Raw genomic sequence first — 12515 nt, forward strand, 5'->3', positions numbered from 1 at the left:
TGCAAAGAACAAGTTACAGTAAATGTCTATTTTGGGTGTATCGAACCCCAAAATAGACTTGGGGAGTGAAGGCATCTCGACGCTTGCGTCAAAGATTATGGCGTGAGACTTATAGCTCCCCAAACCCCTCGTCAGTTAAAATGTGGCACTAATACCCAGCCGAAAACTGCGTCCCACGGCAGGAAAACCGGGAAATTGCTCATATTGTTCGTCAAATAAATTATCCAGGTTGCTGGAGAGGTAAATGAGCCATTCACTAGGCTATTGAAATCTTGTCGCACCCCCAAGTTGACGCTGAAACTGGGGGTAAAGTTAACCTCATAGCGAGCGAAAAGTGCGCCTTGGCTGATGTCGCCATCGTAGTTCACTTGGGTACTGTTAGTAGTGTAACTGAAGGTGGTATTGCGCGATCGCGTGTTGCGGTAATCGGCGCCATAGGTGAGTGTTTGGTTCTTCGCCACTTGCCAGTTATGCTGTACCTGAACTCCTATAGCCCTACGGTTCACTTCATCTCGAGTCCCGAAGGTATTTGGGTCGGGATTATCGAAGTTATAGTTGAGAAAGTCGGTATAGACGCGGCTGGTTAGCAAAGAGTCGTCGCTATTTCCTAACTTAGATTGCCAAGTCAGATCTAACAACACTTCATCAGTATATTGCCGTGCTTTAGGGGCGATCGCACTTGGGGTAGAAGCGATCATCACTACCGTTATCAATCCTGTCAAACTCCCGCCCAACATCCCCACATTCTGGGGGGAAAACAAACAACTGCTATCCACTGAAACCTCGCAAAATGCCTGAAAAGGGTGTCCAGATGCGTTACTCACGACTACAATTCGTCCCTTTATGACGCCTTGCCGTCGCCATAACAAAGAAATTATCCTAAGCAACAACGTAACTGTTGCCCAAAACAACTAATTGAATGAAAAAAGTTTGGTGAAGGCTGACGAGAGCGTTCTACTCTACGTCAAAACCAGCGAGTCAAAACCAGCGAGTCAAAACCAGCAACGCTAGAGATGTAGCGGCAAAATTATTCGAGAGAGTTATTGAACGGGGAAAAAATACATTGACCATCCTCTGTACCTCGCAGATAGAATTACAGTTCAACCAACATCGGCGGGCATCCTGACTCAGAGACATCAGTCTCATCACAGTTGCGGGACAGCGCCGGATTTACACCGAACTTTCCCCGTTACCTCTAACGGCTGTTCCCCGTTAGAACCGAGTTCCGGTTTTAACTATATCACCATTCCAGTCATTAGCACTTGTCAGGCTTTGACTTTTTAGCTATTCGTAGAGCGTTGTGATGATTTCTGGATTCGCCTTAAATGAAACACCATGACTCTGCCCGCGCCAAGATGTGATCGCTCAATGGCTCAACAGATCCAACGAGTTTCACGTCCTTGGCAGTATCTTGGGTTGCTGCAAATGAAGTCTTTAGCACTATCCCGACTAGCTGTCAAATTTGGCTCTTTAGCATCTCCTGTCCTTAGCTAAAATATTTTTTATTAAAATACGGCTTGGGTACGCCGATCAAGTCAAATCTTGTTGATCCAGTTGCCATCAATACTATGGTGTCAAGGTGGCTGAAAAGCACGGATATCGGCAGTTTTAGCCTTTAAAGTCTTTGTGGACATTTGATCACCACCCCTTAAAGGTCAGATTTTTTGCACAGAGATACTTGACAAGGAAACCCATTTAGCAATACATCTATTGAAAATAATTATCAGCTTGTACGCCCACGGTACGCCGGAAAGCTGGCTGAGCTTATTGAATCATAATTGCAAGAGAGGCTATGCCCATTATTCCATTTTTCCAGGCAGGCGGAATCGTCGCTTGGCCCCTACTCCTGTTTTCCCTAGCGGCAGTCACCCTGATTGTAGAGCGATTGTTTTTTTGGTTTCGGGTTACTCGTCGGCAACGCCGAGTTGTGAGAGATGTTCTGAAGCTTTACCGAGAAAAGCCAGACGTGGCGATCAACTATCTACAGCAGAATGCTGATTTGCCGATTGCCAAGATTTTTCTGGAAGCGTTAGAGCTTGATAACCCCAACCCGGAGGAATTCCGTCTGGCTTTAGAGAGTGCAGCTCAGGCAGAATTGCCAACGTTGAAGCGATTTAATACCGTATTTGATACGATTGTCGGCATTTCTCCTCTCCTCGGTCTTTTGGGAACGATTTTGGGCTTGATCACAGCGTTTTCTTCCCTAAATATTGGTGATGTTGGCGGAACCCGCACGACGGGAGTCACGGGGGGAATTTCCGAAGCTTTGGTGTCAACCGTCATGGGGTTGGTTGTGGCAATTTTCACCCTCTTTTTCGCCAATATTTTCCGAAGCTTTTATCAGCGACAACTGGCGTTGATTCAGGAGTATGGCGGTCAGTTAGAACTGCTTTATCGTCGTCAATATGAGCAAAGGAGAGAGGTTTATGCGGCTTCCCGATGAGTCAGAGAAGCCAGGGGAAATTAACATCGTGCCGATGATCGATGTGATTTTCTCGATTTTGGCATTTTTCATTATTTCGACGCTATATTTGACCCGTTCAGAAGGGTTGTCGGTGAATTTACCGAATGCTACAACTGCCCAAAATCAGCCGAGTACTGAAATTACGGTTACGATTCAGCCGGATGGAAAAATTGCCCTGAATCGCCAGCCGATTGAATTAGAGGCGCTTGAAGAAGCTGTTCGCGCTTTAGTTGTGCCGAATAGTGAATCCCTTGTTATTGTCAATGCTGATGAAAAAGTCGATCATGGTCGGGTGGTGAGCGTGATGGATCGGTTGCGTCAAATTGAGGGAACCAAATTAGCGATCGCCGCTCAGAGACAGTAGAGGCGATCATTTTTTTTGAACGTTGGAAAAATTAACTCTGCCCGACAAAATTTATGTCCAGGTACTTACCGCAAAATCCGATCTAGCTTCCACATTCATGCAGCAAGCCCTAACTACTCGATCAAAAAAGCACCGAGTAGCTGGGGATTATCCTACATTGTTGTCAAGGAGGATTAATGTTCAACGCGGTTTCCAGAAAGGGTTTAAAAATTAGACAGCAAACCAGTTCTCAGATACTGCCAGGGACAATCGTTCGATATCGGGGTAGTATTGATCGTCTCAAAGAGTTCTTATTGATTCACGAAGTTAACCCAGAATATACGGCGCTCAAAAATGCCGATGGCAGTCCACAGAGAGAACATGATATGGTCAAAGCCGAAGTTCTCAAACCGGAAAATGGTTATTGTGATTACTGCCTATTTTGGGTGGAAAAGAAGCAGTTAACCCCTCTGAACGAAAAGGAGTATAGAGAGATTTTGGCACACCTGATTTAGACGCCTGATTATGAATTCGTTGTCATTTGCCAGAGAACAGACAATTAAAGTTCATCGGTCAGACTATTTTCCTTTAATACTCTCATAGTTCTCGACAAACCATTGATAGGTCAATTCTAAACCTTTCTTTAACGAAATGTTGGGTTGCCAACCAGCGGCATTAATTTTTGAGGTATCTAACAGTTTACGCGGTGTGCCATCGGGTTTAGAGGAATCAAATTTTAACTCACCCTCATAACCAACCACCGCTTTAATTAACAGCGCCAAGTCTTTAATCGAAACCTCTTCCCCTGTCCCCACATTCACGAATTGGACATCGTTATAGTGATTCATCAGGAAAACTAAGGCATCAGCTAAGTCATCCACGTATAAAAATTCCCGCAGTGGCGAACCCGTTCCCCAAATTTCCACAGCCTCAGCATTGTTAATTTTAGCTTCATGGGTTTTTCGCAACAGGGCGGGGAGAACGTGGGAATTGGCTAAATTGAAATTATCATTAGGACCATAGAGATTCGTGGGCATAGCTGAGATGAAATTCACCCCATATTGCCGACAATAATTTTCGCAAAGTTTCAGTCCGGCAATTTTGGCGATCGCATAAGGTTCATTCGTCGGTTCCAGATACCCACTGAGTAGGTTTTCTTCCTGCATCGGCTGGGGACAGAGTTTGGGATAGATACAGGATGAGCCGAGAAATAACAATTTTTCCACACCAGACAAATAGGCGCTGTGAATAATATTCGACTCGATCATTAAGTTGTCATAGAGAAACTCAGCCCGGTAGGTATTGTTAGCATTAATCCCCCCCACTTTTGCCGCTGCGATCAACACATACTCCGGGCGTTCAGCCGCAAAGAAATCCTCGACAGCTTGTTGGCGTCTTAAATCCACCTCTTGGCTGGTTTTGAGGATAAGATTGGTATACCCGTTATCGCGTAAACATCTAACAATGGCGCTACCCACTAAGCCGCGATGACCGGCTACATAAATTTTTGAGTCCTTGTTCATGATAATATTAGATACATGAAAACACTGAATAATGGGTAATTCCAGGGCGGATAGTCTTGATAGGTTATTGGCTACCGTCTCCTCAGATTGACTCGCATCCGCCCTTAAGAATGCGTACTTTTGACCTTTTCTCAATCAACAGGGGCGTGATACCGGGAATGTTCGTAAGTATTTTCCTTGTATTTTTCAAACAGTTGTGATCCTTCACTGTTAGAGGATGACTTGCCGAAGGTTCGTAAATCAGCTTCTACCATTAAGGCGACTAACTGTTCAAAGGATAAAGAGGGTTGCCAATTTAACTTTTCCTTAGCTTTTGCGGGGTCACCAATCAGTAATTCCACTTCCGCTGGACGTAGATAACGGGGGTCAAACTCTACATAGTCTTGCCAATTCAAATTGACACATTTAAAGGCAATATCTAGGAATTCGCGAATTGAGTGAGTTTCACCTGTGGCGACGACGTAATCGTCGGGTTCGTCTTGTTGCAGCATCAGCCACATGGCTTGAACATAGTCTTTAGCATAGCCCCAGTCTCGCTTGGCGTCTAGATTCCCCAGATAGAGTTTTTTCTGCTGTCCAGAGACAATCCGGGCGATCGCCCGAGTAATCTTACGGGTGACAAAGGTTTCTCCCCGACGCGGCGATTCATGGTTAAACAAGATACCATTGCAACCAAATATCTCGTAAGACTCGCGATAATTCACCGTTTGCCAATGGGAATACACCTTGGCACAAGCATAAGGACTACGGGGATAAAAGGGAGTGGTTTCCTTTTGGGGGACTTCCTGGACTTTACCAAACATTTCCGACGAACCCGCCTGATAGAAACGCACATCAATACCCGTGCGATTACGATAATCCCGAATCGCTTCCAACAGGCGCAGGGTTCCCATTCCCACGGCATCCACCGTATATTCGGGACAGTCAAAACTGACGCGAACGTGAGATTGAGCGCCCAAATTGTAAATTTCTTTGGGTCTGACTTCCTCCAGAATGCGGCGCAAGGTTACGCCATCGGTCAAGTCCCCGTAGTGTAGAAATAATCGGGCAACTTGATTGTGAGGATCAACATAGATATGGTCAATGCGATCGGTGTTAAAGGTAGAAGTCCGCCGGACAATCCCGTGAACTTCGTAGCCTTTGTCCAGTAATAACTCACTCAAATAGGAACCGTCTTGACCAGTTATGCCTGTAATCAGCGCTCGTTTGGGTTGCGTCATCCTTGAATCGTCCTGTGATGCGTATGGGCAACAGTGCTTGACAAGAGTGTTAATGTCCCGACTGGATCTTGGGATCAGGGAAATGATTCCTTAGATTATCCTAAAATTCCCAGCATTGATCAACTTGCTCTTGACTCATGACCTATCAAGCCTACCATGTCGGAGTTCGATGATCTCTCTTGCCCGATTGTATCACCGTCGTTCAGTCAAAACTCAGGGAAGTCCTGTCTAGAATAGTCTGTCTAGAATAGTCGCCTCCCTGGTTTGAGGTTTAAACGCCGATCGCCTATTCCCAACTTTCCCCGTCAATAGCGATAGAGAACGTCAGCATTGAACGCTGAAGTCATCACAATGCTACACTCATGGACTGGGTTTGAGCCGAGAGGTTTAATTCCGAATTAATCCTCCCATGCTCCCCAGGATTAACTGATCAGTAAGCCCCATTATTCTTTGGGGCAATCATTACGCCAATTGTCTTCAATATCAGCCATAAGTCAAGCCAAAAATTTTGAAAATTCACGTAATAAACATCGATTTGCACCCGACGGTTATAGGGAATGTCATTGCGCCCTGACACTTGCCATAGTCCAGTAATGCCCGGTTTAATGGTCAAGATTTTATCCATGTAACGCCCGTACTTATGCATTTCTTCCGGGACTAAGGGGCGAGGACCGACCACACTCATATCTCCTTTCAAAACATTCCAAAATTGCGGAAACTCATCCAGGCTCGTATATCGCAAGAATTTACCAATCCAGGTCACCCTAGGGTCTTCCTTGAGCTTGAAATTTTCTTCAAACTCACAACGAATAGAGGTTGATTCGGTCATCATTTCTAGCAATAGTTCATCGGCATTTTCCACCATGGTTCTAAATTTAATGCATCGAAACGGTTGATAATCTTTACCGATTCGCTCCTGGATATAAAAAATGGGACCCGGTGAACTGATAGCGATTAAGACCGCTAAGATCAGGTAAATCGGGAAAAACAACGTGAGAACCGATAGGGAAAACACGACATCAAACAGCCGCTTGGCAAAAATTCCGTCTAAGCGATATCGAGACAGACCTTTGGGTCTGCGGCGTGGAGCGCGGGGCTGGATACCACGCTTCACGAACGCTCGCAACGTCTTGACGGAGATAAGTTGGCTTTGGGCAGTCATCTTACTCCTTCACTTCACACCACACGTCACGATCATAAAGCCAGAAGCGGTTAGCTACGGCACTAGCGACCAGGAAACTGGAATTTATACTCATTCATCGCGACAGGTGGTCTCGATAACAGCCGTCCAGAAACGTCAAGTAGCGATCGCTAAACACAGTTGGCGCAAATTGAGCCGCGTTGAATTGTATCTGTTCGGGACTAAAAGCAGTGGCTTGGGCTTCAAAGGCTTCCACCGCCTCCATCAAAGCCTGGGGACTTTGGTCTAGAAAAAACAGACCCGTACCCTTATCCGGATGTTTCCGGATATCTCGAACGGTTTCCAACGCCCCCCCCGCACCATAGGCAATCACAGGTGTACCACAGGCTTGTGCTTCCACCAAGGCAATGCCAAAATCTTCACAGGCAGCATAAACAAATGCCTTTGCCTGTGCCATATACTCCTCGACCACCTGATCAGGACAAAAGCCCAGCACCTGCACATTGGGTTGAGCCTGATCCCGCAGCGCCTGCAATTGCGGTCCATCACCAATGACGACCAAAGGATATCCCAATCGATTGAATGCCTCCACGATGACAGACACTTGCTTATAACTCACCAATCGCGAAACCGTCAGGTAAAAATCCGACTTTTGCGCCTGGAACGAAAACCGTTCAAGATGAACTGGCGGATAAATCACCTCTGCCTCTCGCCTGTAACAACGCCAGATCCGTTGTGCGGTATGGCGAGAGTTGGCAATAAAATAATCCACTCGATTGGCGGAGATCACATCCCATTGGCGCAACCGATGCAGCAGATACCGGGTGAGTAACCCCGGTACTCCCCGCCCCATCTTGCTGTTGCGGAGGTAATCGAAGGTCAAATCCCAAGCGTAGCGCATCGGTGTATGGCAGTAACAGATGTGCAACTGCTGCGGACGAGTAAGGACACCTTTAGCCACAGCATGGGAGGAGGAGAGGATCACATCGTAATCCCGCAAGTCTAGCTGTTCAATCGCTAAGGGCAGCAGGGGTAAATACTTCTGCACCCCCTTACTCGCCAACGGAAAATGCTGTAAAAAAGTCGTGCCAATCGAGCGTCCAAACAAATAACTTTGGGGATTGGTTGATTCAAAATCAATCAAGGCATACAAATCCGCCTCAACGGACTTGAGGATTTCTCGAACCACCAGTTCCGAACCACCCGTTGCGTTGGGAGTCAGCCACTCATGCACCAAGGCATACTTCAAGAATAGTTATCCCCCAATCCAATACTGCTCAGATAAGCTGTAATTTCATTTATTGTCCCCCAGCTCCCAGACGTGCCATGGCACGTCTCTACATGATCCTCGGCTTCTCCATCTCCCCCATCTCCCCCATCTCCCCTATCTCCCCCATCTCACTATTGACCCGAGCAATAAGCATTCAGGTCATCCACTAATTGCTTTTCTGGAGTCGTGGCTTGTTGCAATTTCATCTGTGCCGCTTCCGCCGCTTGACGGTCTTTCTGCTCAAACGCCACGGCGAAATCACGCATCGCTTGACTCATATCGCGATACATGTTAGCAAAACTGTCTTGATAGTCTTGTAGCGTCTCGTCGGTTACTTCGATCGCGTTCATTTCTGTAGCTGCCTTATCCATCACCGCCGCCGCTTGTCGCATTGTCTCAGCTTGCGGATTGTCCTCTTGCAGACCATGGGTAACAACTTTGGCGTCACTGACCGCCTGATTCGCCACTTGAATCATTTGGTTACACTGGGCAACTCGGCTCTGACCACAGCTTACCGCGAATAAGCTAATCACAGCCGTGACACTTAGCCGCAGGACTTCTCGCCGGGGACGATACATGAATGTTCTTGGGTTCATTTAGGAATCAGCCGTCCAACATTTTAATGCTACTCCTAGCTTACTGACTTCTGCTGGGCTTCGATGGCAGTAGCAAGGCGTTGAAGTGTTTCCGTAAGTTCTCCTAGTTCTGCGAGTGACTCATTTTGATTTTCGGCTAAGGTTTGCACCGCATCACTCAAGGCGAAGAGTTGGTAGCCTTGTTGTTGAACTTGATGCCCTTGGTGTTGAACCTGCACAGCTAAGGCATCAACTCGTTTTCCTAGACTCTCAACCGTCTCAGTTGTGGCAAGCACCGCCTCACCAATTTGCCCCACAATGGATTCCAAACGGCTGAGTCGAGATTCCAGGGCAAGAATCCCTTTGTTGGTAGAGTTGAGGTTGCTTTTAGCCTTTTCGGTCTGGGTGTGTCTATTCACCGATAATTGTTTCACTGCTTCAAAAAACTTATGTGAACTCCCAGTTTCGTGAACTAAACTAATGATGACGCCGTTGATGCCACTGCCAAGCATCGCTGATAATTTTACTGAGTTCCGGGTATTTGGCAGACCAACCCAAAATTTTCCTCGCTTTGTCACTACTACCCACCAAAATCGGTGCATCACCAGGGCGGCGATCGCACTCAACGATTTTAATCGGTTTCTGGGTGACTTGCTTGGCTGTGTCAATCACCTGTCGCACAGAGAACCCGTTACCACTGCCTAAATTAAAGATTTCACTTTTGCCGCCACCTAACAAATACTCTAGCCCGAGGATATGGGCATCTGCCAAGTCACTGACGTGAATATAATCGCGCAAGCAGGTTCCGTCGGGGGTGGTGTAGTCGGTTCCCCAAATGGCAATGGAGTCCCGTTTGCCTAATGCGGTCCACAGGACTAAGGGAATCAGATGGGTTTCTGGATAATGGTCTTCACCCAGTAGTCCTTCGGGATTCGCCCCAGCTGCGTTGAAGAAGCGAAAGACGATGGAACGTAAATTGTATGCGCGATCAAAGTCCGCTAGCATCCGCTCCATCATCCATTTACTCGTGGCATAAGGATTAATCGGATTTTGCGGATGATCTTCGGTCATTGGCACTCGCTGAGGCATCCCGTAGACCGCACAGGTAGAGGGAAACACTAAGGTTTTCACATTAGCAGCGACCATGGCTTCTAAGAGGGTCAGCGTACCACTGACGTTATTGCGGTAGTATTTGGCAGGGTAGGTAACCGACTCACCCACGGCAATATAGGCAGCAAAGTGGAGTACCGCCGCAATGTTACGGGTAGCGAAGAGGTGGTCTAACAGAGTGCGATCGCCCACATCCCCGATCACCAGTTCCACTTTCAGGATCTCTTCGACGAACTCTCGATGTCCACACACTAGGTTATCCAGAACAACGACATGATAACCTGCCCGTTGTAAGGCTAATGCTGTGTGAGAGCCAATGTATCCAGCTCCGCCAGTGACTAGAATTTCCGGTTGGACTTGCGACACACTCAAACTGCCCCTGTTATGTTTTATAGACTCACTTTACAAATATTTTCCCTCTTTGTCTGTGCCTGAATAGTAATTTTGCTCAAACCTGCTTCTGTCCTATCGTCTCTATCCCCCTCTCCCTGATTTCCCTCATACTGGTGGGCAATGCCGAGTATAATGCCCGTGTTAGGGGAATTTCAACTGTGGCTCTACCCAGGTGATACGTTACACAAAATCTAATCCCCATCGCCCCTAACTTGTTAATTGTTATTTTGAGGAGCCAACTAACCCGTAAAAATTCCTCGCTCACCATCAAAACGTTACACCATCAAAACACAATGTTTTTACTACTGACTCGAGTCCTACTCTGGCTGCTGATTGCCGTTATTCTCTATAACCTGTTTAAGAAGGTTATCCCCAAGGAGTATTTTACCTTGCTTGGGGGTTTATTTCTGTTTGGCTTCATTGTTGTGGCGTTTTTCTCTCCCAACAATGACCTGGTATCAACGATTTGGAATGTTCTCTCATTTCCCTTGAAGCCTGTTGGTGCTTCCATCGTGCTGTTGAGTTTTGCCCTGCGCCAAGGGTTGGAGAAGTCAAAGAACCAGGTTTTGGCAGCGTTACTGATTTTACTCCTCACCAGCACGCCCTTTTTCTCCAACCTGTTGGCGGCGACGACTGAACAACAAGTCGTCACCCCGGAAGCGGCGGCGACGCAAACCGCCGCAGCGGTTGTGGTACTCGGACAAGGAACCACCCAACCCGATGAACCGCCTCGCACTCAAATTCAACTCACCGATACCGGCGATCGCATTCTGTATGCGGCTCAACTGTATCGCCAATCGGGGAATAACCCCTTAGTCGTGGTTAGTGCCGGTCCTCGACCGAATCTGGAAGGAAATGAAGACCAAGTGGTCGAAGCCAATGATATCCAAACCTTACTGGTTCAGTTAGGAGTTCCCCAAACCCGGATTGTGGTCGAACCCACCGGGACTGATCTCCGTAGCAGCGCCGAAGCCGTTGATGATATTTTACGCGATCGCGGATTAGCGGACAATCGCATTTTCTTGGTTTCTTCAGCCTATAACAGCCGTCGCGCCCAGCAAACCTTTAGCAATGTTGGTTTAACGAATGTTGTGGCTAAACCAACGGGTTTCTTTACCTTTCAACCGGGAGCAACACCCAGCGTCCCCCTGCGAGTTGAATCCTTTATCCCCTCGGTAGAAGCGCTGACGGTTACAACGCGAATTGTGGAAGAGTTTTTAGCCTCGATTTACTATTATTTGCGAGGGTGGCAAACTCCTATTACTGGTGTTTAACCATTTCGGGAATCGAAAAAATTGTCTAGGTGAACCCTTCGTTTTGCTCAAGGGAACCTGGTTTTTCGGGGCGGGTTTCACCATTATCGTTGCTTACCTTACCCAGATGCAGCTAAACCCGCCCTATCTCCTTCCCTCAGAAGGCAGAAGTCCGAAGGCAGAGGGCAGAAGGCTATAAGGAACCTAATGTAGCTGCTTTTAGGGAGCTTGTTAACTGGTTAGTTATTTCTGCCGTGCTGCACTACAAGCATAGTCTAATAAAGGTTCTTGAAATCGATCCGCTTTGAAATAGTTTTCATCTACGGAAATAGTATCCGTTACTTGACCATTTTGCACATCGCCAATTTTAATTCGCGATAACAACTCACGTTGGCAATTTCCTGAATATCGGACATATTTGCCATTGGCATTCACATCGAAGTTAATCGCATTTCCATTACGACTAATGGTATTAATTCCGACTTCCCAAGGTTGAGTATCGACCTGACCTAATTCACCCCCAGACTCGGCTGTAGTCCCAGGAACAGGTCGCCACACAACACCTTCAATGGAATTCAAGCAGGCATTTCTACCACTCATATCTTTAAAGCAGTCGCCGTTTTTGTCGAGAATAACCACTTGGTCAACACTATTAAACTGTTTGAGTGTATTGGTAACTGCTTTTTGGATTCCCGCATCTTCGCCAAGTCCAGCCGTATAGACGGTGCGACAAAATTTGAGTTGGGCAATTCCATTGGAGATATCAACAGTAAAGTTTTCACCACAGGTCGATTCGCCTCGGAAGTCAATCAAGTCAGCAAATCCTTCCTCTTGTTCGGCGGATGTAGGTCCTTGAACGACTTGCTCAATTGCAAATTCAGCAACATCGACGCGGGATGTAGTGCGGGTAACGGGTTCAACGTACCCTAAGGTTTGATTGTCGGCGGAAGGCTTGGGTAAAAAGACTTGAATTTGCCTGGGTTCATCTGGATTTTGGCTAATTGTCTGGGGTTGAGGTTGTGAGGTTTCAGAGTTCTCCGGAGTGGTTACAGAGGTACTCTGGGCTTCCCCAGCCGCTGCGGTGGTGAAGGATAGCGCCAAGACAGCACTCATTAAAATTGATTGGTGTTTTAAATTTATTTTATTCCTACTCATAAAATATCTAACATCATAGTTTGCCGAGTATTTTTATGATCACCATTATTTCAATACGCTTCATCTTG

At 46.9% G+C, this 12515-nt stretch carries 13 protein-coding genes and 1 riboswitch; of the genes, 4 read left to right on the top strand and 9 right to left on the bottom strand.

Going from position 1 to position 12515, the window contains the following annotated elements; genetic code table 11:
• Positions 1 to 131: 131 nt before the first annotated feature.
• The gene (locus RIE73_RS37435) at positions 132 to 824 is read right to left on the bottom strand and encodes a TonB-dependent receptor domain-containing protein (protein WP_446405999.1); all 693 of its coding nucleotides are present in this window, start codon (positions 822 to 824) and stop codon (positions 132 to 134) included.
• A gap of 271 nt (positions 825 to 1095) precedes the next feature.
• A riboswitch (cobalamin riboswitch) is annotated at positions 1096 to 1238 on the bottom strand.
• A 554-nt stretch (positions 1239 to 1792) separates the two neighbouring features.
• Here RIE73_RS37435 and RIE73_RS37440 point away from each other — a divergent pair.
• The 3 genes from RIE73_RS37440 to RIE73_RS37450 all read left to right on the top strand — a co-directional run bounded on the left by RIE73_RS37440 (position 1793) and on the right by RIE73_RS37450 (position 3322).
• Positions 1793 to 2443, top strand: a complete 651-nt coding sequence (locus RIE73_RS37440; RefSeq protein WP_446406000.1) for a MotA/TolQ/ExbB proton channel family protein — start codon at positions 1793 to 1795, stop codon at positions 2441 to 2443.
• The gene (locus RIE73_RS37445; protein ID WP_446381174.1) at positions 2427 to 2828 is read left to right on the top strand and encodes an ExbD/TolR family protein; all 402 of its coding nucleotides are present in this window, start codon (positions 2427 to 2429) and stop codon (positions 2826 to 2828) included. Before RIE73_RS37440 ends, RIE73_RS37445 begins: the two co-directional genes overlap by 17 nt.
• A 176-nt stretch (positions 2829 to 3004) precedes the next feature.
• Entirely contained in the window at positions 3005 to 3322 is a 318-nt protein-coding gene (locus RIE73_RS37450; RefSeq protein ID WP_446406001.1) for a hypothetical protein, read from the top strand.
• A gap of 63 nt (positions 3323 to 3385) precedes the next feature.
• On the opposite strand, the gene fcl is transcribed toward RIE73_RS37450, so the two are convergent.
• The 7 genes from fcl to galE all read right to left on the bottom strand — a co-directional run bounded on the left by fcl (position 3386) and on the right by galE (position 10012).
• The gene (fcl, locus tag RIE73_RS37455) at positions 3386 to 4330 is read right to left on the bottom strand and encodes a GDP-L-fucose synthase (RefSeq protein ID WP_446406002.1); all 945 of its coding nucleotides are present in this window, start codon (positions 4328 to 4330) and stop codon (positions 3386 to 3388) included.
• Positions 4331 to 4461: 131 nt separating this feature from the next.
• A complete protein-coding gene (gene gmd / locus RIE73_RS37460; RefSeq protein WP_446406003.1) occupies positions 4462 to 5550 on the bottom strand; it encodes a GDP-mannose 4,6-dehydratase in 1089 nt (362 codons plus the stop codon).
• Positions 5551 to 5980: 430 nt separating this feature from the next.
• Positions 5981 to 6712 carry a sugar transferase gene (locus RIE73_RS37465; RefSeq protein ID WP_446406004.1) on the bottom strand — a complete coding sequence of 244 codons (732 nt, stop codon included), beginning with the start codon at positions 6710 to 6712 and terminating at the stop codon, positions 5981 to 5983.
• A 94-nt stretch (positions 6713 to 6806) separates the two neighbouring features.
• A complete protein-coding gene (locus RIE73_RS37470; protein ID WP_446406005.1) occupies positions 6807 to 7940 on the bottom strand; it encodes a glycosyltransferase in 1134 nt (377 codons plus the stop codon).
• Positions 7941 to 8092: 152 nt separating this feature from the next.
• Entirely contained in the window at positions 8093 to 8557 is a 465-nt protein-coding gene (locus tag RIE73_RS37475) for a hypothetical protein (RefSeq protein WP_446406006.1), read from the bottom strand.
• Positions 8558 to 8592: 35 nt separating this feature from the next.
• On the bottom strand, positions 8593 to 8955 hold the full coding sequence (locus RIE73_RS37480) for a hypothetical protein (protein ID WP_446406007.1): 363 nt from the start codon (positions 8953 to 8955) through the stop codon (positions 8593 to 8595).
• A 58-nt stretch (positions 8956 to 9013) separates the two neighbouring features.
• Positions 9014 to 10012, bottom strand: coding sequence for a UDP-glucose 4-epimerase GalE (gene galE / locus RIE73_RS37485; protein WP_446406008.1), 999 nt, complete (start codon positions 10010 to 10012; stop codon positions 9014 to 9016).
• A 320-nt stretch (positions 10013 to 10332) separates the two neighbouring features.
• Between galE and RIE73_RS37490 the strand changes: the two genes are divergently transcribed.
• Complete coding sequence (locus tag RIE73_RS37490; protein ID WP_446406009.1) at positions 10333 to 11313, top strand: YdcF family protein; 981 nt, start codon at positions 10333 to 10335, stop codon at positions 11311 to 11313.
• A gap of 222 nt (positions 11314 to 11535) precedes the next feature.
• On the opposite strand, the gene RIE73_RS37495 is transcribed toward RIE73_RS37490, so the two are convergent.
• On the bottom strand, positions 11536 to 12447 hold the full coding sequence (locus tag RIE73_RS37495) for a GerMN domain-containing protein (protein WP_446406010.1): 912 nt from the start codon (positions 12445 to 12447) through the stop codon (positions 11536 to 11538).
• Positions 12448 to 12515: the final 68 nt, after the last annotated feature.

This window comes from Coleofasciculus sp. C1-SOL-03 (assembly GCF_040220555.1).
Lineage (GTDB): Bacteria > Cyanobacteriota > Cyanobacteriia > Cyanobacteriales > Coleofasciculaceae > Coleofasciculus.

Excerpts from the sequence above, each read along its gene's own strand:
- RIE73_RS37440 (WP_446406000.1), top strand. The coding sequence starts at position 1,793 with ATGCCCATTATTCCATTTTTCCAGGCAGGCGGAATCGTCGCTTGGCCC.
- fcl (WP_446406002.1), bottom strand. The coding sequence starts at position 4,330 with ATGAACAAGGACTCAAAAATTTATGTAGCCGGTCATCGCGGCTTAGTG.
- RIE73_RS37445 (WP_446381174.1), top strand. The coding sequence starts at position 2,427 with ATGCGGCTTCCCGATGAGTCAGAGAAGCCAGGGGAAATTAACATCGTG.
- RIE73_RS37495 (WP_446406010.1), bottom strand. The coding sequence starts at position 12,447 with ATGAGTAGGAATAAAATAAATTTAAAACACCAATCAATTTTAATGAGT.
- RIE73_RS37450 (WP_446406001.1), top strand. The coding sequence starts at position 3,005 with ATGTTCAACGCGGTTTCCAGAAAGGGTTTAAAAATTAGACAGCAAACC.
- RIE73_RS37475 (WP_446406006.1), bottom strand. The coding sequence starts at position 8,557 with ATGAACCCAAGAACATTCATGTATCGTCCCCGGCGAGAAGTCCTGCGG.
- RIE73_RS37465 (WP_446406004.1), bottom strand. The coding sequence starts at position 6,712 with ATGACTGCCCAAAGCCAACTTATCTCCGTCAAGACGTTGCGAGCGTTC.
- gmd (WP_446406003.1), bottom strand. The coding sequence starts at position 5,550 with ATGACGCAACCCAAACGAGCGCTGATTACAGGCATAACTGGTCAAGAC.
- RIE73_RS37490 (WP_446406009.1), top strand. The coding sequence starts at position 10,333 with ATGTTTTTACTACTGACTCGAGTCCTACTCTGGCTGCTGATTGCCGTT.